Consider the following 21,460-nt stretch of genomic DNA (forward strand, 5'->3'; position numbering starts at 1 on the left):
GAGTGAAATCCTCCACTCCGACCTGCCCGCGGCCCGCCGCCCGGTGCGACGATCGCGGGGAACCCGGGGACCGCGTGCGCGGCCTCGAGGAAGGAGATTGTCATGGTGGAGTCCACCCCGGCCGAGGTGACCGCCCTCTACGGCGGGCCGGCCACCCGGCGGGTACGCGCCCGCGACCTGATCGCCGCCAAGGAGCGCGGCGAGCGGTGGGCGATGCTGACCTCGTACGACCAGTACACGGCCTCGATCTTCGACCAGGCGGGGATCCCGGTGCTGCTGGTCGGCGACTCGGCGGCGAACAACGTCTTCGGCTACGAGACCACGCTGCCGGTGACCGCCGAGGAGTTGCTGCCGCTGGTCCGTGCCGTGGTACGGGCCACGAAGCACTCACTGGTCGTCGGTGACCTGCCGTTCGGCTCGTACGAGGAGGGGCCGGCGCAGGCGCTGCGCACCGCGGTGCGGTTCATGAAGGAGGGCGGCTGCCACGCGGTGAAGCTGGAGGGCGGGCGGCGCTGCGCCGCCCAGATCGAGGCGATCACCGGCGCCGGCATCCCGGTGATGGCGCACGTCGGCTTCACCCCGCAGAGCGAGCACACCCTCGGTGGCTACCGGGTGCAGGGCCGGGGCGACGCCGCCGAGGAGGTGCTCGCCGACGCGCGGGCGGTGGCCGAGGCGGGCGCGTTCGCGGTGGTGCTGGAGATGGTGCCCGGCGAGGTGGCGAAGCGGGTCACCGCCGAGCTGCCCATCCCCACCGTCGGGATCGGGGCCGGCCCGGACACCGACGGGCAGGTGCTGGTCTGGCAGGACATGGCCGGGCTGCGGACCGGCCGGGCGCCGCGTTTCGTCAAGCGCTACGCCGACCTGGCCGGTGCGCTCACCGACGCCACCCGCCGGTTCGCCGACGAGGTGCGTGACGGCGAGTTCCCCGCGGCCGAGCACACCTTCTGAGGGTGCAAGGAAGGGCCCCTTCTTAACGCCTCGCGTAGAGGAGGGGCCCCTTCTTAACACGCGCTGCCGCCGTGCCCCCGCCCACGGCGCGGGCGGGGGGGCACGGCGGCAGCGCGTCAGAGGTCGGTGACCCGGATGCCAGCGTGCGCCTTGTAGCGCTTGTTGATCGCGATCAGGTTGGCGGTGAACGCCTCGATCTGGTGGGCGTTGCGCAGCCGCCCGGCGTAGATGCCCCGCATGCCGGGGATCCGCGCGGCCAGCGCGGCGACCACGCCCACGAGTTCCCGGTCCTCGGTGCAGATCAGCACGTCCAGGTCGATCCGGTCGATCTCCGGGTCGGCCAGCAGCGGCGCGCTGACGTGGTTGAACGCGGCGCAGACCCGCGACTCGGGCAGCAGCGCGGCGGCCTGCTGCACGGCGCTGCCCTCGGCGACGGTGAGCGCGTACGGGCCCTGCTTGTCGAAGCCGAGCGGGTTGACGCAGTCCACCACGATCTTGCCGGTCAGCGGTCCGGCGAGCGCGGCGACGGTGGCCGCGTGCCCCTCCCACGGCACCGCGACGATCACCACGTCGCTGCGCCGGGCGACGTCCTCGTTGTCGCCGCCGGAGACCAGAGCGCCGTCGGGCACCCCGGGCAGGGCGGCGATCTCGGCGGCGGCCTGGGTGGCCCGCTCGGCGGTACGGGAGCCGATCAGCACGGTCTGCCCGGCTCGGGCGAACCGGTAGGCGAGACCCCGTCCCTGGTCGCCGGTGCCACCGATGATGCCGACGGTCAGCCCGGAGACGTCGGGCAGCGTGGTCGCGTCGTAAGCCATGGGCTCATCCTCGCAAAGCGGGGCGGCGAGCGGTGCGTCCCGATGCTGTGACAATCGCCGCGCCGGTCACGCCCGTTCGAAAGCGACCCGGCGCTGGGCCGGGTCGGCGACGGTGAGCCGCACCCGGACGCGTTCGCCCAGCGGCAGCTCGCCGGTGCAGCGGGCGCGCACCGGCGGCTCGTCGAGCGCGATCGTGCCGCCGGGCGGGCGGCCCTGACGGCCGTTGCCCGCCGGACGCGGTTCGTCCACGTCGAGCACCGCCGCCTCGAACGTCTCCCCCACCCGGTGCGCGAGCAGCACCGCCTCGGCCAGCTCCACCGCGCCCCGGGTGGCCGCGCCGGCGATCCGGTCGGTCGCGGCCATCGCCTCGGGCAGCTTCGGCAGCGCGGCCCGGACCTGCTCGGGCACGTCGCGGCCCTCGTGCAGCGCCAGGCAGACCTCGGTGGCGTAGCGGTCGGCCAGCCGGCGCAGCGGCGCCGTCACGTGCGCGTACGCGGCGGCCACCCCGCCGTGCTCGGGCTGCTCGGGCAGTTCCCCGTCGAACGCGGTGTACGCGGCGCCGCGCATCAGCTCGGCGGCCTGGTCGACGAAGGCGGCCACCCGGGGCTGGGAGGTGTCCAGCCCGTCGAGCACCTGACCTACCGGCGTGCCGTCCGGCCAGGGCACGCCGAGCGGGCCGGCGGCGAGCCGCAGCCGTTCGACCGCCTCCGGGCGTGGGCGGGGCATGGTGCGCAGCAGCCCGATCCGGCCGGCCAGCATGATGTCTGCCGCGGCCATCCCGGTCAGCAGCGAGATCTGGGCGTTGTGCTCCTCCATCGGGACGGGCCCGCGCAGCACCAGCCGCCACCCGTCGCCGTCGGACTCGACGTCCTGCTCCGGCAGCGGCAGGCTGATCGCGCCCCGGCTCAGTCCCCGCGCGGTGAGCAGGGCCCCGATCTCGGGCAGCAGGGCGATCGGCTCGGGCAGCCGGCCGGCGTCGGCGTCGCGCTGCACGCCGGCGTAGTCGAGCTTGGCCCGGCTGCGCACCAGCGCCCGCTCCAGCGCGACGGCGACGGTGCCGCCGTCGGCGTCCAGGTCGACGGTCCAGAGCACGGCGGCCCGGTCGGCGTCGGGCAGCAGGCTCGCCGCCCCCTCGCTGAGCGTGTGTGGGTGTAGCGGCACGTTGCCGTCGGGCAGGTAGACCGTCTGCCCCCGGCGCCACGTCTCGGCCTCCAGGTCACCGCCGAGGCGTACGTGGGTCAGGACGTCCGCGATCGCGTACCGGACGCGGTAGCCGCCGCCGGGACGGCGGGTGAGGTACATGGCCTGGTCGAGGTCGCGCGAGGTCGCCGGGTCGACGGTGACGAACGGGATGTCGGTCCGGTCGGCGACGGCCGGTGGCGGCGCGGCGGCGGCCAGGTCGGCCTCGCGCTGCGCCGCGGCCGGGAAGCCCTCGGGCAGTCCCAGCTCGCGGCGCAGCGCGCCGAAGTCGATACGGGGCGCCAGTACGCGTCGGATCACCACGCGGTCAATCCTGACAGCGCCCCGCACGTTCCGCTTCCCGGGAGGGAGCGGCGTCAGGCGCGGCGGACCGGCGCCTTACGTGCGGTGGTGGTCTTCGCGGTCGTGCTCTTGCGGGCCGGCGCCTTCTTCGCGGCGGTGGTCTTCTTCGCCGCCGTCGTGCTCTTGCGCGCGGTGGTGGTCTTGCGCGCGGGTGCCTTCTTCGCCGCCGCCTTGCGCGCCGTGGGACGCGTCGAGGCGGTGGTCTTCTTCGCCGGCGCCTTCTTCGCCGCCGCGGTGACCTTCCGCGCGCCCGTGGTCTTCGCCGCCGCCGCCGTCGTCTTCTTCGCCGCCGTCGTCTTGCGGGCCGGCGCCTTCTTCGCGGTCGCGGTGGTCCGGGCCGTCGTGGTCTTCCGGGCCGTCGTGGTCTTCTTCGCCGCCGCCGTCTTCTTGGCCGCCGTGGTCTTCTTCGCGGTCGTCTTCTTCGCCGTGGTCTTCTTGGCCGGCGCGCTCTTGGCGGTGGCCCGGCCGGCCGGCGCCGTACGGCCCGTGGTCTTCTCCGCCGCCGTCCGGCTGGTTGTGGTCTTGGTGGCCGGCGCCTTACGGGCCGCCGACACGACCTTCCTGGCGGCCGCCTTCTTCGCCGCCGCCTTCTTCGCCGGGGTCCGTCCGGCGCCGGCGCCCGAGGCGTTCGGCGACGCCTTGGTGACCGTGGTCGTCCTGCCCGCGGCGCTTCTCTTCGCGGTCGTCCGTTTCGCGGCCGGGCGGGTGGCCTGCTGTGCTTCGGCCATCTCGGTTCCCTTTCCTGGGGACGTGCTCTCGCCCTCGCGGAGCACGGATCACCTCGACGCGGGCCCTCCCGCGCCGTCTAGCGGCCCTCCCCGGCCCAACGGGCGTCCTCGGCGTCCCACGCGTCGTTGCGCTCCCGCACCGTCTGCAGGGCGTTGTCCGCGTCGGCGGCTGAGGCGTACGGTCCGAGAACGTGCCGTGCGGGGCACACGTCGGCATCGGTCTCGACCCGGTGGTGTCGCGTGCACCAGTAGTAGTGCCCACCACTTCCGTCGTCGCTCATGCGATCACTGTGCACCGGGAACCGCCTGGCCGCCACCGGAACGGCACAAATAGCCACATCCTTCTCCACATTAGACCTGGTCACGGCGGTTGTGGCGGGGAACGGCTGAAGACCCGGCCACGCCCGCCCTCGTCCGAACGGCCGCTACCGGCTCGGGCGGGAAGCAGCCAGGACCGACGCTCGTGATCACCACGACGACGGGCACGGGGGCCTGTCCGCGATGCGGCGCGACGCCGGTGTCGCTGGACGGGGCGTTGCCCTGGTGCGCCGGCTGCGACTGGAACCTCGACACCTACGACGCGCGCCGCCAGCCGCCGGAGTTCGGCTGGTCCCGGGTCGACCGGCGGACCTACCGGCTCGCCGCGCGGCTCACCCGCCGGCAGTACACCGCCCTGCTCGGCCGGTCGCTGGAGCCGGCCGGGCCGGGGTTCGCCGGCGCATTCTGGTCGCCGGCATCTCGGTGCTGCTCCTGCTCGGCGTTGCGGGACTCGCCGTGGCCGGGGTGTGGCTGCTGTTCGCGTACCCCTTCCCGAACCTCGCGGTGGTCGGCGGCGTGGCGCTCCTCGCGCTCGCGGTGGCGCTGCGGCCGCGTTTCGGCCGGCTCGACCGGGACCTGGACGTGCTCACCGAACGGGAGGCGCCGGAGCTGCACGCCCTGGTCCGGGAGGTGGCGACGGCGGTTAGCGGGCCGAGTACCTGGCCGACGAGATGGCTGCCCGCGCCGGCGGCACGGCGGGCGCGACCCGGCTGCTGGACACGTTCCTGCGGACCGAGTCGGTGGCCACCGCGGTGCGCAACGCGGTACGCGGCGGCCACGGGCCGGACACCTGGCGGGTGGAGACGGGACGCGCGCTGGACGCGGCGGCCGAGCGGCTGTCGCTGGAACGCCAGCTCACCGTCCGGGAGGACACCTCGCGCTGTTCGCCACCCACCCGCCGACCGGCCTGCGGCACCGGATGCTCGGGTGGCGTGGCCGCCCGGCGGACGGCCAGGCTCGCAGCGTACCGGACCATCCTCCAGCGACGGCTGGTGCGAGCCAGCTCGGCGGTCCACTCCCGGGCCAGGTCGGCACGCAGCTCGGCCAGTGCCAGCCGGGCCGACCGGATGCCCACGCCGGTCAGGCGGTAGTAGCGGCGGGCCGGGTGACCGGGGACGGCCGGGTCGGCTTCCTTCCAGTCGAAGCCCTCGGCGGGCCGACGGACTAGCCTCGCGGCTGTGACCCCGCACCTGCTCGACCGCGCCACCGCCCGCCGGATCGCCGTCCGCGCTCAACTGCTCGACGCCCACCGGCCGGCCGACCTGTTGTCGACTGTGGACCGGTTGACGTTCCTGCAGATCGACCCGACCGCCGCGGTCGCACCCAACGCCGACCTGGTGGCCTGGACCCGCCTGGGCGCCGGCTACCACCCGAACGACCTGGTCCGCGCACTCGAACACGAGCGCAGCCTCTTCGAGCACCGGGCCATGATCAGGCCGATGGCCGACCTGTCCCTGCACCTCGCCGAGATGGCCGCCTGGCCCCCCGACGCCCGACGGCGGGACTGGCTGGCCGCCAACGACAGCTTCCGCCGCTACGTGCTGGACGTGCTGCGCGACGCCGGCCCCCGGCTCAGCCGGGACATCGAGGACCGCAGCGTGGTGCCGTGGCCGTCCAGTGGCTGGACGAACAACCGCAACGTCACCCAGATGCTGGAGTTCCTCGCCGCCCGGGGCGAGGTCGCCGTCGCCGGGCGGGTCGGCCGCCAACGTACCTGGGACCTGGCCGAACGGGTCTACCCGGCCACCGCCCCGGTCTCCGCCGAGGAGGCCGCGCGGCGACGCGCCGAACGGCGGCTGGGTTCGCTCGGCGTCGCCCGGGCGGCCGTGGTCGGCGACGCGGGCGAGCCGGCGCGGATCGAGGGCACGTCCGGCGTCTGGCGGGTCGCCCCGGCCGCGCTGGACGACGCGCCGTTCACCGGCCGCACCGCACTGCTCTCCCCCTTCGACCGGCTCGTGCACGACCGGGTCCGCGCCAAGGAGCTGTTCGACTTCGACTACCGGCTGGAGATGTACGTGCCGAAGACGCAGCGGCGCTGGGGCTACTTCGCCCTGCCGGTGCTGCACCACGATCGGCTGGTGGGCAAGGTCGACGCGACCGCCGACCGCAGGGCGTCGGTGCTGCGGGTCGACGCGATCCACCCGGACGTGCCCTTCACCCCGGAGCTGACCGCCGCCGTGCACGCCGAGATGGCCGCGCTCGCGTCCTGGTCGGGCCTGCGCGATCTGCGCCTCCCGGCCCGCTGAGGACGGCGTCGTAGCAGCCCAGCCGGGAATCGGCCATCGGACGGCGCGTTCCCTTGCGGGGACCGGTGGCCGGTCCCGTGGGGACCGCTCAGGTGGATCACCAGCGGCCCGGGTGCGGGCCCCGACTCCGTATGCGAACCTCGACGGACCGAACCCGCTGCCCACCCGCTCCGGTGGACAGCGGCCCGAGCTGGGGAGAGAAAAATCGTGGGCAACCTTGACATCGCGCTGAAGAACGCGATGGACATCGACGGCGCGATCGGGGCCGCGCTCGTCGACTACACCAGTGGCATGACCCTCGGCGTCGCCGGGGGCACCGGCGAGATCGACCTGACCGTCGCCGCCGCCGGCAACACCGACGTCGTACGCGCCAAGCTGCGCACCATCGAGATGCTCAGGCTCGACGACGAGATCGAGGACATCCTGATCACGCTCGGCAGCCAGTACCACCTGATCCGCCCGCTGAGCAACCGCACCGGCAAGGGCCTGTTCCTCTACCTGATGGTGAGCAAGAGCCGGGCCAACCTCGCGATGGCCAGACACCAGCTACGCGCGATCGAGGAGAGCCTGGAACTGTGAGCCGGGTGGACGACCTTCCCCGCCGTGCGCGACCCCAGCCCGGCACCCTGCCGCCGCCACAGGCGCTCCCTCAGTCGCTGGCCGGCAACCCGGCGTTGCCGTACCCGGCCATCGGCCAGGAACTCTCCACGCTGCGGTTGCAGATCCCCGGCGTGCACGGCTGCGTCCTCGGCGGCGTCGACGGCCTGCTCGTCACGCACAACCTGCAGAACGGTGCCGACCCGGACGACCTGGCCGCGCTCGCCGCCACCATGTACGGGCTCGGCCGTCAGGTCGGGCTCCGGCTCGGGCAGGGCGACTTCCAGCAGTCCACGGTACGTAACGCCGGCGGCTACCTCAGCGTGTACGCGATCAACGGGCACGCGCTGCTCGCCGTGATCGGCACGGACAGCATCAACGTGGCGCGGCTGCACCTGCACGCCCCGACCACAGCGGCCCGGCTCGCCGAACTGCTCGACGGCGTCAGCCCGGCCACGTCCTGACGTACGCCGGTCGTCTCGGTCCCACCCGTCCGGGCCGCGGGCGGCCGGCGTACCTCCGGGTCCTGTGGTTGTCGTGGCGCGGCGGTGGGGCGCCCTGCCGCGGCGGCCCGGTCGGCGCGGTCGCGCCGCGCAGCGGTGGTGCGGTCGCGCCGCGCAGCGGTGGGTGCGGTGGGTCAGACGCCGAAGCGGCCGGCCCACGCGGTCACGTCGGCCACCGTGGCGTTGCCGCCGCAGACCACCAGGCCCAGCCGGGCGTCGCCGCCCATCCGCTCGACCACCCGGCGGGCGGCAGGCAGCAGGCACCCGGCGGCCGGCTCGGCCCACACCTTGGCGTGCTCGGCCAACTCGACGGTGCCCCGCACCGCCTCGGCGTCGGAGACCACGAGAACGTCGCTCACCAGCGCGGTCACATGGTCGTAGGTGAGCTGCGAGACGCTCGGCGCGCTGAGCGTGGTCACGATCGACGACAGCGGCACCTCGACCGGACCGCCCTTCGCGATCGCCTGCGACATCGCCTGCGCGCCCTCGGTCTCCACGCCCCAGATCCGTACCCCCGGCCGTCGCGCCCGCAGCGCCGCCGCCACACCCGAGATCAGGGCGCCCCCGCCGATGCTGACCAGCACGTCGGTCAGCTCACCGGCGTCGTCGGCGAACTCCAGCCCGACAGTGCCCTGCCCGGCGAGCACGATCGGGTCGTCGAACGGGTGCAGTAGCGTCACGCCCTCGTCCCGCAGCCGGTTCATCAGGGCGAACGCGCCGGCCATGTCCTCGGTGAGGCGCACGTCCGCGCCCGCCGCACGGGCCACCTCGACCGCGCGCGCCGGTGCCGTGCAGGGCATGACCACAGTCGCCGTCACCCCGAGGGCACCGGCCATGACCGCGACGGCGATGCCGTGGTTACCGCCGCTGACCGCCACCACCCCGGCCGCCCGCTCGGCGTCGTCGAGCGCGAGAAGCTTCGCCGCCGCGCCCCGGGCCTTGAACGATCCGGTACGTTGCAGCAGCTCCAGCTTGGCGGTGACCGGTACGCCGAGCAGCTCGGTCAGTCCCGGGCTGGGCACGGTCGGGGTGTGCACCACGACGTCGGCGATCCGGTCGGCGGCCGCCTGGATGTCCGCAAGCTCGATCACCACCGCAGCGTGCCACACCGGCCCTCACAGCCCGCGCCGTCCCCGCGGCGCGGCGCCACAACTCCAAGAACGCTGGAGTGGCTGGTCCTGTCACGATCGGGTGGCGGCCACCTCGGCGTCGCTGCGGAGGATGCCCTCCGGGTCGGCGAGCACCACCCAGCCGGTGCCGTCCGCCGGTCGGCCACCACTGCCGCAACCGGCCCGGTCAGCCGGGCCAGTTCCTCGTCCCGCGTCCCCTCGGCCGGGCGGGCGGCGTCGATCCCGCAGCTCGGGCGAACGCACTCGACCTCGCAGAAGATGATGCACTCGCGCAGGGGCGACGCCACCTCGACCGGCTCGTCTGTCATCGCCGCTCCTCCCCGAACGGTGACGGGTAACGATGCCAGCGCCGCCACCGGCCGGGCACCCCGGCGAACACGGCGGCCACTCCGGAGTCACAGCCGGGCTTCCGCGAACCGGGACCGGCCACCTTCGCGTGTCAGTCGTCGAACTCGAACCCGCGCGCTTCGGCGTCAGTGACCAGCCGCCGCATGCGTTCCCCGTCGGTGGCGACCGTGTTCATCAAGGCCTCGAGTTCCTGTAGCGCGCCTCGATCGGTGCCGTAGGCGCAGAACATGCCGGCCTCAGGGTCGTAGGCGAAACGACCTTCGAGCGCCGGAGATTCGGTGCTGACAAGAACTTCCGCGACACCTGCCCAGAAGTAGCCGTTGGGCTCGTGACCAAGCTCCCCGATCACACTGTCAACTGGAGCAGTCCCGGCATCCAGCAGCAGCGAATACTGCCCGGGAGTGGTCTCGTTCAGCCTGAGCAAGGTCATCTTCGAAGCCTGCCAGTGCGCGGTGGTCATGGCAAGATCCGCAAGCCACCCGTTCGCGAGCAGGGCGCGCAGGCCGACGGGGGTTCGGCTGCCCCGGCGCTGTGGGTTCCGGTAAGCGGGGAGGATCCGCTCTGCGCTGGTGGGCGACGGACGAGTCGACCTGTACGCCGGATTCTGTGACCGGCACGCCCGCAGGCGCACCGGCGGCGGCCATCCATCTCGGCCTGCCGTCGCCGGCAGGCTCCAGCGGCCTACCCGCAGACATCGGGCGGGCAGCCCTCAAGCGTCTGCGCGGGTCGTCATCTTGCGGTGACGGCCCTTTCTTGGCCTTGCTCCGGGTGGGGTTTACCGAGCCACCCCGGTCACCCGGGGTGCTGGTGGGCTCTTACCCCACCGTTTCACCCTTACCGTCCCGTTAAGGGCCGGCGGTCTGTTTTCTGTGGCACTGTCCCGCGGGTCACCCCGGGTTGCCGTTAGCAACCACCCTGCCCTGTGGAGTCCGGACGTTCCTCGGCGACGGGCCGGAGCCCGTCGACGCGACCGCCCGGTCGACTCGTCCGTCGCGCTTTCATCCTAACGACGCACCCGCCGCGCCCATTTCCACCCCGGCTCGCCAGTGCGCGCCTGCCACTTCGGGGAGGTGGCGGCATGAACCGGCCCTCGATACAGCCGCTTCCCCGAACTGGCGCGATGCGCACTCGCCGCCCGACCGACTAGCCTCGGGAGATCATGGATCTCTCCGACGCCGCGCTCCTGATCGCCGCCGGTCTCGCCGCGGGCACTGTCAACGCGGTGGCCGGTGGTGGCTCGCTGATCACGTTTCCGGCGCTGATCGCCACCGGACTGCCGCCGGTGGCGGCAAACGTCTCCAACTCGGTGTCGGTCTTCCCCGGGTACGTGGCGAGCGTGGCGGGCAGCCGGGTGGACCTGCCGCGCGGGCGGGAGCTGTGGTCGCTGCTGCCCACCGCCGTCGTCGGCACGATCGCCGGATGCGTGCTGCTGCTGGCGACCCCGGCGCGGGCGTTCGAGCTGGTGGTGCCGTTCCTCGTGCTGGGCGCGACGTCGGTGCTCGCGTTCCAGGGTCCGCTGCGCCGGCTGGTCGGTCATCCGCAACGGTTGGGCGCGCGCCGCCGTACCGTCACGGCGCAGGCCATGGTCGCGGTCGGCACCGTGTACGGCGGCTACTTCGGCGCGGCGCTCGGGGTGATGCTGGTGGCCGGGCTGGCGCTGGTGCTGGACGCGACGCTGGCCCGGGTGTCGGCGGTGAAGAACCTGCTCTCGGCGGTGGTGGGCTTGACCACGCTCGTGGTGTTCGCCCTGTTCGGCCCGGTGAACTGGGCGGCCGTCGCGGTGGTCGCGCCGGCCACCCTGTTCGGGGGGTACGCGGGCGCGCGGCTGGCCCGCCGGCTCCCGCAGGTGGTGTGGAAGACGGTGATCGTGGCGTTCGGCACCGCCATCGGCTTCTACCTGCTGTGGCGCGCGTTGACCTGACACCAGCGGGCCCGGGCCGGAACCGGGTGTACGCCTCCCCCACCGGCTCCCCCGGTGCGTGCTCGGCCCGGCGAGCGCCCCAATTCCAGATGACCCGTTCGCGGTAGCCGGCCGCCATGAGGTGACCGAACGCGAGGTAGGAACGCCCCGGCGGCGGCACGCCGGTCGGCGGAGCCGAGCGACATAGCGGCGCCGGTGGACGTGGCGAACCGGACCATGCAGATCAGCAGGCCGAGCAGTGCGACGCCGAGTGTCTGCACCGCGCCGATGCGGTGGGTGAGCCGGTGCCCGATGAGCAGGATGCCGGCGGCCAGGCCGAGGGCCCAGCCGGTGAACGCCAGGCCCAGCGGGATGACGTCGAGTCGCAGGAACAGCGGCGGGTAGCCGAGCACGACGAAGAAGACGAGGTTGTACGCGGCGGTGACCACGCACAGCGTCACGAACGCGGGCCTGCGGTAGGTGGGGACTGGCCGAGGCGTACCGGCTGTTGCCTGTTCGCCGGTTCGCGCAGCTTGCGGGCGGCGACGCCGAGCGCCAGCACCATGAACACGCCGCAGACGAAGAACGGCAGTCGCCAGCTCACCTCGCCGAGCAGGCCGCCGATCAGCGGGCCGACGGCGAAGCCGAGCCCGAGGGCGGTCTCGGACAGGCCGACCACCCGTGCCCTGTCGTTGGCCAGGTTGACCAGCATCACCATGGCGGTGGCGAAGAACATCGCGTTGCCCAGGCCCCAGACGCCGCGCAGCACGGAAAGCTGCACGATGTCGCTGCTGAACGAGGCTCCGATGGCGGCCAGGCCGACGACGGAGACGCCGCTGACGAGCACCGTTGGAGCCGAACCGCTCGCTGGCGAGCGTCGCCGGGATCATGCCGACGGCCGTGACCGCGATGTACGTGGTGAAGAGAGCGGGCTCCAGCGGATGGCCGCCGTCCGGGCGGCCCGCACCCGGTTGTACGGCGACATCCTCGCCGCCTGGCCCGAGGCGGACCGGGGACGCTCGCGGAGATGTTGCACCGCCTCAACGAGGCGCTCGACGCGCGCAACCGCCGTCGCTGAGGTGGTTGTTAGGAAGGGCCCCCTTCAATGCACGAGGCGTTAATAGGGGGCCCCTCCTTCACGCGACCGGTTCGTGCGCGGAGGCGGCGTCACGGTTGGCGCCGGGCGTCACGCGCGGGTCGCCCTCGTCGGCGAAGTAGTCGTCCGGCGTGGTTCCGTCCGGGCCGTCGGCCACCTTCGCCGCGCGCAGCACCAGCGTGAGCAGCGCGGCCACCACCAGGTTCACCAGCACCGCCACGATGCCGACGTAGATGGTCTTCGGCGTGTCGAGACCGAACTTGTCCAGCGGGAACGCCGATCCGGCGAAGTGCTTCTTCCCGGTCGCCGGGTTGCCGATCTGGTAGAGCATCCACATGCCCAGGCCCATGCCGGCCGCCCAGCCGGCGATCAGCGCCCCCCGGTGGAACCAGCGGGTGTAGAGGCCCAGCGCCACCGCCGGCAGCGTCTGGAGGATGATCACGCCGCCGATGAGCTGAAGGTCGATGGAGAACTGCGGGTCGAGGAAGACGATGCAGGCCACCGCGCCGACCTTCACCACCAGCGAGGTGATCTTCGAGACGTTCGCCTCCTGCGCCGGGGTGGCGTCCCGCTTCAGGTACTCCTTGTAGATGTTGCGGGTGAACAGGTTCGCCGCCGCGATCGACATGATCGCCGCGGGCACCAGCGCGCCGATGCCGATGGCGGCGTACGCCACCCCGGCGAACCAGTCCGGGAACTGCTGGTCGAACAGCAGCGGCACCACCGTGTTGCCGTCGGTCGTGCCCTCCTTCGCGCCGGGCAACGGCTTCACGTTGGCCGCGATGGCCATGTAGCCGAGCAGCGCGATCAGCCCCAGCAGCAGGCTGTACGCGGGCAGCGCGGACATGTTCCGCTTGATCACGTCGCGGTTCCGGCTGGCCAGCACACCGGTGATGCTGTGCGGGTAGAGGAACAACGCCAGCGCCGAGCCGAACGCAAGCGTCACGTACTGGATCTGGTTGTTCTGGTTGAGCAGGATGCCGTCGCCGGGCGCGGGTGACGCCTGGAACTTCGCGTCGGCCGCGTCGAAGATGGCGCCCCAGCCGCCGAGCTTGTACGGCAGCCAGATCACCGCGACCAGGATCACGACGTAGATCAGCGAGTCCTTGACGAACGCGATGAGCGCCGGGGCGCGCAGGCCGGACTGGTACGTGTACGCGGCCAGGATCGCGAACGCGATGATGATCGGCAGGTGCCGGGCCAGCGCGGTGTCCCCGGTGACGCCCATGGTCTTCAGCACCGCCTCGATGCCGACCAGCTGCAACGCGATGTACGGCATGGTGGCGACGATTCCGGTGATGGCGACCAGCAGCGCCAGGATCGGCGAGCCGAACCGGTTGCGGACGAAGTCGGCCGGGGTGACGAACCCGTGCCGGTGCGAGACCGACCAGAGCCGGCACAGCACCAGGAACACCAGCGGGTAGATGACGATCGTGTACGGCACGGCGAAGAAGCCCGCCGCGCCGGCCCCGAAGATCAGCGCCGGGACCGCCACGAACGTGTACGCGGTGTAGAGGTCACCGCCGACCAGGAACCAGGTGATCCAGCCGCCGAAGCTGCGCCCGCCCAGCCCCCACTCGTCCAGGTGGGCCATGTCCGTCGGCCTGCGCCACCGGGCCGCCACGAAGCCCATGGCGCTGACCAGCAGGAACAGCAGCGTGAAGACGATGATCTCGGTGAGGTGGTCCCGCCACATCAGTGGTCACCCCGCTTCTTGGTCATCTGGTAGACCAGCGTGGTGGTGCCGACGCCCAGCAGGATCCAGACCAGTTGCAGCCAGTAGAAGCGGGGGAACCCGAACAGGCGGGGCGAGTCGGCGTTGAACAGTGCCGGGATCAGCGGCACCACGATCGGGATGAAGAGCAACCAGTTCCAGGGACTCTTGTCCTTCGCCCTGGATCGCGCCGTGTCGAGCGCCTCCGGTTCCGGTGCGGACATGTGACACCCTCCGGGCATTCGTAGCGGGCCATTGACGGCCGGAGGCTACGACCCTGTGACGGGGGTCACGTCTGATCAGGTGATGTCGATGCGCCGAACGGCCGCCGGCATGCGCCGAACGGCCGTCAGACGTCCGTGAGGTGCGAGGTGTCGTTCACCGAGCGGACCGCGACGCCGCCGTCCGGGTACAGGTCCAGCACCGAGATGCCCGCCGTGTCCAGGTAGAGCCGGTGCAGGAACGCGTCTCCGGCGGCGAGCGCGTCGCGCAGCACCAGCTTGATCGGCGAGACGTGGGAGACCACCACGACCGTCTCCCCCGGGTACGCCGACCGTAGCCGGTCGACCGCCCGCCCGGTCCGCTCGGCGACCGTCACGAACGACTCGCCCCGCGGCGGGGCCACCCGGGTGGAGGCGAGCCAGGCGTCCAGCTCGGCCGCCCAGCCCTCGCGTACCTCGGCGAACGTGTGTCCCTCCCAGACCCCGAAGTCGCACTCGATCAGGTCGTCGTCGGTGCGTACCGGCGGGTTGCCGACCTGCGCGGCGACCGCCTCGGCGGTGGCCGTGCACCGCGACAGCGGGGAACTGACCACTGCCGCGACGGACGGCGCCAGCGCGGCCACCCGGGCGGCGGTGGCCCGGGCCTGGGCCCGGCCGCGCTCGGTGAGCGGCACGTCGCCCCGGCCGGAGTAACGCTTCTGCACGGTGCGCTCGGTCTCGCCGTGCCGCACCAGGATCAGCCGGGTGGCCTCCTCGGTCGGGCGCGGCTCCCAGGAGGCCGGCGTGGTGGCCGGGTCGGTGCCGGTGGCCCGCACGACCGCCGCCTCCCGTACGCCCGGCTCCGGCGCGGCGACGCCACGCGGTACGACCTCGGCCGGTGCGGCGCCGGATGCGGCGGCGTCCATGGCCGCGTTGGCCAGGGCGTCGGCGTGCCGGTTGCGGTCGCGGGGCACCCAGGTGAACCGTACGGCGGCGAACCGGCTGACCAGCCCGGCGGCCTGGGCCGCGAGCGGGCGCAGCCCGGGGTGTTTGATCTGCCAGCGGCCGCACATCTGCTCGACCACCAGCTTGGAGTCCATCCGCGCCTCGACCTCGGCCGCGCCCAGCTCGGCGGCGGCCTCCAGCCCGGCGATGAGGCCCCGATACTCGGCGACGTTGTTCGTCGCCGTACCGATCGACTCGGACCGCTCGGCCAGCACCTCACCGGACTCCGGATCCCGGACCACCGCGCCGTAGCCGGCCGGGCCGGGGTTGCCCCGGGAACCGCCGTCGGCCTCGATCACGACCGCGCGCACCGCCACGGCGGCTACAGTCCCGACTCGTTGGTCCGGACCATGATCCGCCGGCAGTCCTCGCAGCGGACCACGTCCTCCGGGTCGGTCTTGCGGATGCGGGCCAGATCGGCACCCGACAGCTCCAGCCGGCAGCCGCCGCAGCGGCCACCGGTCAGCAGCGCGGCACCCAGGCCGGTGTCCTCGCGGATCTTGTCGTAGAGGCCGACCAGGTCCGACGGGAGGTCACCGGCGAGCGGCTGGCGGGCGGAGCGCTTGAAATCCTCCTCCTTGGCGATCTCCGCCAGGGTCTCGTCGCGGCGCTGCTCGGTCGCGGCGCGGCGCTCGCGGGCCGCCGCGATCCGGCTCTCCACGCCGTCGAGCACACCCTGCGCGGTCTCCCGCTGCTCCATCAGCTCCAGCTCGGCGTCCTCCAGGTCGCTCTGCCGGCGGTTCAACGAGACCAGCTCGTGCTGGATCGCCTCCAGCTCCCGGGCCGGGCCGCTGCCCGAGGCCAGCCGCGCCTCGTCCTTGCTCTTGCGCGCCCGCACCTGGTCGACGTCCTTCTCGATCCGGGCGATGTCCCGGTCCAGGTCGTCGACTGCCACCTGGGCGCGGACCCGCTCGTCCTCCAGCGCGGACAGCTCACGCGCCAGGGCCTCCAGCTCGGCGCGCTCCGGCAGGGTACGGCGGCGGTGCGCGAGCTGGGCCAGCGTGGTGTCGATCGCCTGGAGGTCGAGCAGGCGGCGCTGCACCTTCGGGTCAGCCTTCACGTCGGGGCTCCTTGTCGTCCGGCCGGGGCGCGGCGGCGTGCACGGTCCACGGGTCGGTGTCCAGGTCGGACACCACGGTCTCGACGTCCAGCTCGGCGGCCAGGTAGGCGGCCAGGTCGTCCAGCCAGGGTCGCTCCGTCGCCCAGTGGGCGGCGTCCAGCAGCGCCGGGCCACCGGCGGCGAGGTGTTCCCCGGCCGGGTGGTGACGCAGGTCCGCGGTGAGGAACGCGTCCACCCCGGCCGCGGTCGCCTCGGTGAGGAAGCCGTCCCCCGAGCCGCCGCTGACGGCGAGGGTACGAACCATACGCCCGGGATCCCCGGCGGCGCGAACTCCCCAGGCGGTGACCGGGAGCACGGCGGCGGCCAGCCGGGTCAGCTCGGCGAGCGTCATCGGGGTGGGCAGCTCACCGATGCGGCCGATGCCCCGGCCGGGCCCGGCCGCGGGCGAGCCGGGGCGGGGCGGGTGCAGCGGGCGCAGCCCGGTCAGCCCGAACCGGGCGGCGAGCGCGTCGGACACTCCCGGGTCGGCCACGTCGGCGTTGGTGTGCGCCACGTGCAGCGCGACGTCCGCCTTGATCAACCGGTGCACGATCCGGCCCTTGTACGTGGTGGCGGCCACCGACGAGACGCCGCGCAGCAGCAGCGGATGGTGCGCGACGATCATGTCCGCGCCGGCGTCGAGCGACTCGTCCACGGTCTCCGGGACCACGTCCACCACGCAGGCGACCCGGCGCACCGGGCGGTCGGGCTCGCCCAGCACCAGGCCGACCCGGTCCCACTCCTCGGCCCAGGCGGGCGGATAACGGCGGTCCAGCGCGGCCACGACGCCGGCGACTGTTGTGCTCACGGGCGGCCAGCTTACCGGCGTCCGGGCCGGTACACGCCGAGCGCCGCCGAGCGTGGCTCCCGGGCGCGCCGGGAGCCACGCTCGCGCCTCAGCCGACCGGAGCGACCGGGCGGTCCGCGCCGCGCAGGGCGGCCAGGCCGGCGTCCCAGGGGAAGGCGTCCGCGTGCCGCTCCCCCGTGCCGGGCGGGTGCAGGCGTACGACGTGGTCGCCGAAGACCACCCGGACGCCCCACTGCGAGAGCCGGTCGAGGCCGGCCCGGAACGCCGGGTGCGCGGCCATCGCCTCGTTCGTGTACGGGACGGCGGCGATCGGCACCCCCATCCCCTGCGCCTCGACCAGCAGGCCCAGCGCCAGTGTGTCGGTGATGCCGACCGCCCACTTGTTGATCGTGTTGACGGTGGCCGGGCACACCAGAATCGCGTCGGCCGGGGGCAGCACGTCCGGGTCACCCGGGTTCTTGTAGTGCGTACGGACCGGATGGCCGGTCTGCCGGGCCAGCTCCGTCCGGTCGACGAACTTCGCGCCGTCCGGCGTGGTGACCACGCAGACCGTCCAGCCCTCCCGCTGGGCGAGGTCGACCAGCCGGCCGACGTGACGGGCCAGCGGCGAACCGCAGGCGATGACGTAGAGCACCCGCCGGTGCCCGTTGGCGGTCTCCGGACCGCTCATACTCCGACTCCCATGTGTTCAGCCAACTCCGCGATCGGCGGAGGCGGCGCACCACGTGTGCGACGGAGAATCTCGGACATCAGTTCGTGCGCTATCGGCCGGCACCGGATCTCCGACGGCGCGAGCCGGTCGCCGCGCAGCAGCATGTCCCCGGCGTTGGCGACGTCACCGATCTGGGAGTAGCCCCGGGCCAGGTCGAGCAGGTGGTGTGCGCGCCGCTCCGGCAGCAGCGCGTTGAACGCGGGCTCGGCCAGCCGCAGGTGGGTCTCCACCGCCCGGCCGCCGTCGCCCAGCTCGACCGCCGCCGCCGCGCGGTGCAGTTCCAGGTTGGTCGGGCCGAAGGAGGTCCAGTAGTGGTTGTGGTCGCCGCCGAGCAGCCTGGCCGCCTCTTCGGCACCGGTGAGCAGGTCGTCCACGGTCGCCGAGTCGCCGATCCGGGCGGCCGCCATCGCGCCCTGGAGCAGCAGCATGCCGTACACGGAGATCCGTTCCGGCCCGACGTCGTTGTCGCCGCCGGGCGCGAGCCGGCCCGCGATGCGGACGTTGAGCTCCAGCGCCGGGCGGGGGCGGCCCATCGCGACGAGCGCGTTGCAGACCCTCGTGGTGGCGATGCCGGCCAGCAGCGGATCGTCGGCCCGCTGGGCCACCGCCATCGACCGGTCGGCGGCGAGCCAGGCGAGGTCGCACTCGCCGAGCTTGCGCAGCACCGAGGAGGCGATCTGGTAGACCTGCCCGAGCAGGTGGGCGGCCTCGCGTACCTGGTCGTCACCGGCGTAGCCAGCGTCCGCCGCCTGGGCGTCGCGCAGCAGCTTGGGCAACGCGCGGGTGAGCATGCCGTAGCGGCCGTACTGGTAGGTCAGCCAGGCGTGGTTGACGGCCTTGCGCATGTCGGCCAGCGGCGGGGGGTAGGGCGCCGCGTCGAAGTAGGCGCTCATCGAGTCGTACCGCTCCAGGGCGGTGCGGATCTCCTCCACCTCGACCTGGTCGATGCAGTTGAGCGCGTCGGTACGCCGCTCCGGATCCTTGCCGTGCAGCAACTGCACGTCGATCTGGAGAATGTCGGCGATCTCGTAGAGCACGGAGAACTTGTCCAGCCGGCGGACGCCGCGCTCCACCTTGTCCACCCAGCTCTTGGACTTGCCGAGCCGGTCGGCGAAGACCTGCTGGGACATCTTGCGGCGACTCCGCCAGTACGCCACCCGCCGGCCTATGGGCAGTTCGTCCATTCCTGCTCCCTCCCCCTCACGGCCCCGGCCGTTCCCCCCACGTCCCTCAGGCTCGCGCCGATCGCACAGGTTGTGCGTCCACCGTCCAGCCAGTTCTCGTAGTTTTCGTGCAAGTTGCACCGACCGTTAGTCACCTCAACGAGCGTGGGTGACGGCAGTGACGGCTTTCGACATGTGGCTTGTGGACGGTTCGGCGGGACCAGAGGGGACGGCAGACATGTGGAGGAACGTCCGGCCGCGCGTCGCTCACCTGTCGCCGCTGGAACGGGTCCGGCTGCGCCGCGTCGCGGTGCGGTACGCGCTGCACGGCTGGCCGGTCACTCCCGGCGCCTGCCTAGCCAACAGCCGGTTCGTCTGCGGCCGGGCCGGCTGCCCGACGGTGGGCTGCCACCCCGCCCTGGAGGACTGGGAACACGGCGCCAGCGCCGACCCGGCCCGCGTGGCCACCTGGTGGCGCAGCCGCCCGCACGGCATCCTGCTGCCCACCGGCCGCGCCTTCGACGTCCTGGAGGTCGCCACCCACCTGGGCCGGCAGGTCCTGGACGCGGTCGCCACCCATCCCGCCGGTTTCGGCGTACGCGGACCGGCGCTGGTCACCCCGACCGGCCGCTGGATGTTCCTGGTCCGGCCCGGCGACCCGCTGCGGCCCGAGCTGGAGCACTGCTTCCACGTGGTACGCCACGGACCCGGCTCGTGGATTCCCGCTCCACCGACCCGACTGCCCGAGGGGACGGTGCGCTGGGTGGTCGCCCCGGAGCAGGCGCGCTGGCAGCTACCCGACTCCTACCTGGTGCAGAACGCGCTGATCGCCGCGTTACGGGCGGCCGGGGTGACGCTCGGCGCCGACCTGTTCCCCGGCCACCTCCCGCTGCCCCGCCGGGGCCGCTGACGATCCTCCTGGCCATGGCCGGTCCGGTGACCCGGACGGGTGGCGGACAGCGACCTCCCCGGCACCGGACTCGTTGAACCTGGCGAGGGCGCGCGTGCGCCAGAGCGGGGGTTTGACCATGTCCAGGGACGACGCTGCCCGCCACACCGGCGGTACCGAGCCGGCGCGGCCCCGCCGCCGCCTGCACCCGTGGGCCTTCACCCGCCCCCTGGGCGTACGGCCCGGCCGCCCCCGCCCGACGGGCTCCCGCCCCGCCATCCTCCACCGCCCCCTCCGCTGACCTCGACGGGGCGAGGGGGCGGGTCAGGAAGGCGGGAGGGTGGGGAGGGTGCGGGAGTGGTGCAGGTGGGAATCCTCCGTCACCACGGCGTGCTGCCAGGGGGACGGTAGGCGGTCCAGCCAGGCCAGGCCCGGTTCGCCCATGGCGACCGCCGCTGTCGCGTACGCGTCGGCCACACCCAGGTCCGGACCCACCACTGTCACCGAGCGCAGGCCGGTCGCCGGTACGCCCCGCCGCGGGTCCAGCACGTGGTGGCCGCGCTCGTACACGCCCGAGGTGGCGACCGCCAGGTCGGTGCCGGTCAGCACCAGACAGGTCGCCGCCGCCTCCCACGGATGACGCACCCCGATCCGCCACGGTTCACCTGTCGCGTCGTGGCCGCGTACCCGCACGTCGCCGCCCGCGTTCACGCAGTGGTTCGGCGCACCCGCGGCCACCAGCCGGTCCGAGGCGACCTGCGCCGCCCAGCCCTTCACGTAGCCGGACGGATCGAGCCGCCCGGTCGCGTACGCGTCGAAGAACCCGTCGGTGGCGGTCCACAGGTCGGCGCAGGCCGCGAGCACCTCCCGCAGGTCGGCGGAGGCGTCGGCGGCCCGCAACTCGCCCCGGTCGACCCGGCACACCTCGCTGTCGTCGCGGTACGTGCTGAACCGCGCGTCCACCTCGCGCAGCCAGCCGAACGTCTCCCCGGCCAGATCGTGCAGGGTGTCCAAGGGCAGGTCGTCGGCCAGGTCGAGGCTGATCGCCGTACCCATGATGTGTTCGACCCGGCGCAGGCCCGGACGAACAGCCGTCACGCCTTGTCCAGCGCGGCCTGCAACGCCTGCTGGTACGCGGTGCTGGTGTAGGTGGCCCCGGACACGGTGCTCAGGTTCGCGCTCTGCTGGGCCACCACCTCGCCGGAGGTGCCGCTGTAGCGGGCCTGCACGTCGTCGCTGCGCTGCCCGGACTGCCCGCCCAGCGGCAGACCGATCCCCGTGGCGTCGACGATCCGGCTGCCACTGAGCGTGATCCGGACCTGGAGCGAGCCGTACTCGTAGCTGACCGACGGCCCGGTCACCGTGCGGGTGGCGACCTTCGGCGCGCTGGTGGTGGTCCGGGGCGCGGCGGGCGCGGTGCTGGTGCTGGTGCGGGTGCCGCCCCGGCTGGCCGCGCTGCGCTCGGCGGACGGCTTCGGCGTGGGTTTCGCCGAAGTCCGCGGCGACGGGGTGACGCCGGCGGGCGCGGAGCCGGTGGGCGACGGCGGCTCGGGCGCGGCCGAACCGCCCGGGGCGACCGGGGCGAGCGCGGTCGGCACGTCCTGGGCGGACGAACCGACACCCGGCGCGCCCTTGAGCACCACCAGTGCGGTGGTGCCGGCGGCCAGGCCGGTGATCGCGAGCAGCGCGCGACGCATCG

Annotated in this window: 26 protein-coding genes and 1 other RNA gene; 6 read left to right on the forward strand and 21 right to left on the reverse strand. The window is 73.4% G+C overall.

Going from position 1 to position 21,460, the window contains the following annotated elements; translation table 11 throughout:
* Nucleotides 1-102: 102 nt before the first annotated feature.
* Nucleotides 103-948, forward strand: coding sequence for a 3-methyl-2-oxobutanoate hydroxymethyltransferase (gene panB / locus C569_RS0117300; protein WP_018787037.1), 846 nt, complete (start codon nt 103-105; stop codon nt 946-948).
* Nucleotides 949-1,064: 116 nt separating this feature from the next.
* Here the strand turns inward: panB and npdG are convergent, their stop codons facing one another.
* From npdG to C569_RS34350, 6 genes are all read right to left on the reverse strand, one after another.
* On the reverse strand, nt 1,065-1,763 hold the full coding sequence (gene npdG, locus C569_RS0117305) for an NADPH-dependent F420 reductase (protein ID WP_018787038.1): 699 nt from the start codon (nt 1,761-1,763) through the stop codon (nt 1,065-1,067).
* 66 nt (nt 1,764-1,829) lie between these two features.
* Nucleotides 1,830-3,266 carry an RNB domain-containing ribonuclease gene (locus C569_RS0117310; RefSeq protein WP_018787039.1) on the reverse strand — a complete coding sequence of 479 codons (1,437 nt, stop codon included), beginning with the start codon at nt 3,264-3,266 and terminating at the stop codon, nt 1,830-1,832.
* A gap of 53 nt (nt 3,267-3,319) precedes the next feature.
* Entirely contained in the window at nt 3,320-4,033 is a 714-nt protein-coding gene (locus tag C569_RS0117315) for a hypothetical protein (RefSeq protein ID WP_018787040.1), read from the reverse strand.
* A 77-nt stretch (nt 4,034-4,110) separates the two neighbouring features.
* A complete protein-coding gene (locus C569_RS30480; RefSeq protein ID WP_018787041.1) occupies nt 4,111-4,314 on the reverse strand; it encodes a hypothetical protein in 204 nt (67 codons plus the stop codon).
* Between the two features lie 349 nt (nt 4,315-4,663).
* The gene (locus tag C569_RS0117325; protein WP_018787042.1) at nt 4,664-4,966 is read right to left on the reverse strand and encodes a hypothetical protein; all 303 of its coding nucleotides are present in this window, start codon (nt 4,964-4,966) and stop codon (nt 4,664-4,666) included.
* 28 nt (nt 4,967-4,994) lie between these two features.
* Complete coding sequence (locus C569_RS34350; RefSeq protein ID WP_231394820.1) at nt 4,995-5,426, reverse strand: hypothetical protein; 432 nt, start codon at nt 5,424-5,426, stop codon at nt 4,995-4,997.
* Nucleotides 5,427-5,529: 103 nt separating this feature from the next.
* Between C569_RS34350 and C569_RS0117335 the strand changes: the two genes are divergently transcribed.
* The 3 genes from C569_RS0117335 (at nt 5,530) to C569_RS0117345 (ending at nt 7,658) form a co-directional block, all read left to right on the forward strand.
* Complete coding sequence (locus C569_RS0117335; RefSeq protein ID WP_018787044.1) at nt 5,530-6,597, forward strand: DNA glycosylase AlkZ-like family protein; 1,068 nt, start codon at nt 5,530-5,532, stop codon at nt 6,595-6,597.
* Between the two features lie 207 nt (nt 6,598-6,804).
* Nucleotides 6,805-7,176 carry a hypothetical protein gene (locus tag C569_RS0117340; protein ID WP_018787045.1) on the forward strand — a complete coding sequence of 124 codons (372 nt, stop codon included), beginning with the start codon at nt 6,805-6,807 and terminating at the stop codon, nt 7,174-7,176.
* The gene (locus tag C569_RS0117345; protein ID WP_018787046.1) at nt 7,173-7,658 is read left to right on the forward strand and encodes a roadblock/LC7 domain-containing protein; all 486 of its coding nucleotides are present in this window, start codon (nt 7,173-7,175) and stop codon (nt 7,656-7,658) included. The genes C569_RS0117340 and C569_RS0117345 overlap by 4 nt, the downstream gene beginning before the upstream one ends.
* Before the next feature lie 173 nt (nt 7,659-7,831).
* Here C569_RS0117345 and C569_RS0117350 read toward each other — a convergent pair whose 3' ends face one another.
* From C569_RS0117350 to rnpB, 4 genes are all read right to left on the reverse strand, one after another.
* Nucleotides 7,832-8,788 (reverse strand): threonine/serine dehydratase, encoded by a 957-nt coding sequence (locus C569_RS0117350; protein WP_026268283.1) that lies wholly within the window; start codon nt 8,786-8,788, stop codon nt 7,832-7,834.
* A gap of 90 nt (nt 8,789-8,878) precedes the next feature.
* Complete coding sequence (locus tag C569_RS33235; RefSeq protein ID WP_369753653.1) at nt 8,879-9,070, reverse strand: hypothetical protein; 192 nt, start codon at nt 9,068-9,070, stop codon at nt 8,879-8,881.
* A 196-nt stretch (nt 9,071-9,266) separates the two neighbouring features.
* Nucleotides 9,267-9,635 (reverse strand): immunity 51 family protein, encoded by a 369-nt coding sequence (locus tag C569_RS0117355; RefSeq protein WP_018787048.1) that lies wholly within the window; start codon nt 9,633-9,635, stop codon nt 9,267-9,269.
* Nucleotides 9,636-9,752: 117 nt separating this feature from the next.
* An RNA gene (gene rnpB, locus C569_RS31765) (RNase P RNA component class A) lies at nt 9,753-10,161 on the reverse strand.
* Nucleotides 10,162-10,334: 173 nt separating this feature from the next.
* On the opposite strand from rnpB, the gene C569_RS0117360 reads away from it, so the two are divergent.
* Nucleotides 10,335-11,096 carry a sulfite exporter TauE/SafE family protein gene (locus C569_RS0117360; RefSeq protein ID WP_018787049.1) on the forward strand — a complete coding sequence of 254 codons (762 nt, stop codon included), beginning with the start codon at nt 10,335-10,337 and terminating at the stop codon, nt 11,094-11,096.
* On the opposite strand, the gene C569_RS34355 is transcribed toward C569_RS0117360, so the two are convergent.
* The 9 genes from C569_RS34355 to C569_RS0117405 form a co-directional block, all read right to left on the reverse strand.
* The gene (locus tag C569_RS34355; protein WP_231394821.1) at nt 11,069-11,536 is read right to left on the reverse strand and encodes a hypothetical protein; all 468 of its coding nucleotides are present in this window, start codon (nt 11,534-11,536) and stop codon (nt 11,069-11,071) included. The two genes, C569_RS0117360 and C569_RS34355, sit on opposite strands and share 28 nt — an antisense overlap.
* The gene (locus tag C569_RS34360; RefSeq protein WP_018787051.1) at nt 11,533-11,922 is read right to left on the reverse strand and encodes an MFS transporter; all 390 of its coding nucleotides are present in this window, start codon (nt 11,920-11,922) and stop codon (nt 11,533-11,535) included. The genes C569_RS34355 and C569_RS34360 overlap by 4 nt, the downstream gene beginning before the upstream one ends.
* 289 nt (nt 11,923-12,211) lie before the next feature.
* Nucleotides 12,212-13,867: a monocarboxylate uptake permease MctP gene (gene mctP / locus C569_RS0117375; RefSeq protein WP_018787052.1), complete on the reverse strand. Its 1,656-nt coding sequence runs from the start codon at nt 13,865-13,867 to the stop codon at nt 12,212-12,214.
* Nucleotides 13,867-14,109 (reverse strand): DUF3311 domain-containing protein, encoded by a 243-nt coding sequence (locus tag C569_RS0117380; protein ID WP_018787053.1) that lies wholly within the window; start codon nt 14,107-14,109, stop codon nt 13,867-13,869. Before C569_RS0117380 ends, mctP begins: the two co-directional genes overlap by 1 nt.
* A 125-nt stretch (nt 14,110-14,234) precedes the next feature.
* Nucleotides 14,235-15,407 (reverse strand): bifunctional RNase H/acid phosphatase, encoded by a 1,173-nt coding sequence (locus tag C569_RS0117385; protein ID WP_018787054.1) that lies wholly within the window; start codon nt 15,405-15,407, stop codon nt 14,235-14,237.
* A gap of 5 nt (nt 15,408-15,412) precedes the next feature.
* Entirely contained in the window at nt 15,413-16,150 is a 738-nt protein-coding gene (locus C569_RS0117390; RefSeq protein WP_018787055.1) for a zinc ribbon domain-containing protein, read from the reverse strand.
* Nucleotides 16,140-16,997, reverse strand: a complete 858-nt coding sequence (locus C569_RS0117395; protein ID WP_026268285.1) for a Nif3-like dinuclear metal center hexameric protein — start codon at nt 16,995-16,997, stop codon at nt 16,140-16,142. The genes C569_RS0117390 and C569_RS0117395 overlap by 11 nt, the downstream gene beginning before the upstream one ends.
* Before the next feature lie 88 nt (nt 16,998-17,085).
* Nucleotides 17,086-17,667, reverse strand: coding sequence for a flavoprotein (locus C569_RS0117400; RefSeq protein ID WP_018787057.1), 582 nt, complete (start codon nt 17,665-17,667; stop codon nt 17,086-17,088).
* Nucleotides 17,664-18,893 carry a helix-turn-helix domain-containing protein gene (locus C569_RS0117405; RefSeq protein WP_026268286.1) on the reverse strand — a complete coding sequence of 410 codons (1,230 nt, stop codon included), beginning with the start codon at nt 18,891-18,893 and terminating at the stop codon, nt 17,664-17,666. The genes C569_RS0117400 and C569_RS0117405 overlap by 4 nt, the downstream gene beginning before the upstream one ends.
* 217 nt (nt 18,894-19,110) lie before the next feature.
* Between C569_RS0117405 and C569_RS0117410 the strand changes: the two genes are divergently transcribed.
* Nucleotides 19,111-19,782, forward strand: coding sequence for a bifunctional DNA primase/polymerase (locus tag C569_RS0117410; protein WP_018787059.1), 672 nt, complete (start codon nt 19,111-19,113; stop codon nt 19,780-19,782).
* A gap of 303 nt (nt 19,783-20,085) precedes the next feature.
* On the opposite strand, the gene C569_RS0117415 is transcribed toward C569_RS0117410, so the two are convergent.
* Both C569_RS0117415 and C569_RS0117420 read right to left on the reverse strand, forming a co-directional pair.
* Entirely contained in the window at nt 20,086-20,817 is a 732-nt protein-coding gene (locus C569_RS0117415) for an FAD:protein FMN transferase (RefSeq protein WP_018787060.1), read from the reverse strand.
* 38 nt (nt 20,818-20,855) lie between these two features.
* Nucleotides 20,856-21,458, reverse strand: a complete 603-nt coding sequence (locus C569_RS0117420; protein WP_018787061.1) for an FMN-binding protein — start codon at nt 21,456-21,458, stop codon at nt 20,856-20,858.
* Between the last annotated feature and the right edge of the window lie 2 nt (nt 21,459-21,460).

Origin of the sequence: Micromonospora sp. CNB394 (genome assembly GCF_000374985.1) — a bacterium.
Taxonomy (GTDB): domain Bacteria; phylum Actinomycetota; class Actinomycetes; order Mycobacteriales; family Micromonosporaceae; genus Micromonospora; species Micromonospora marina.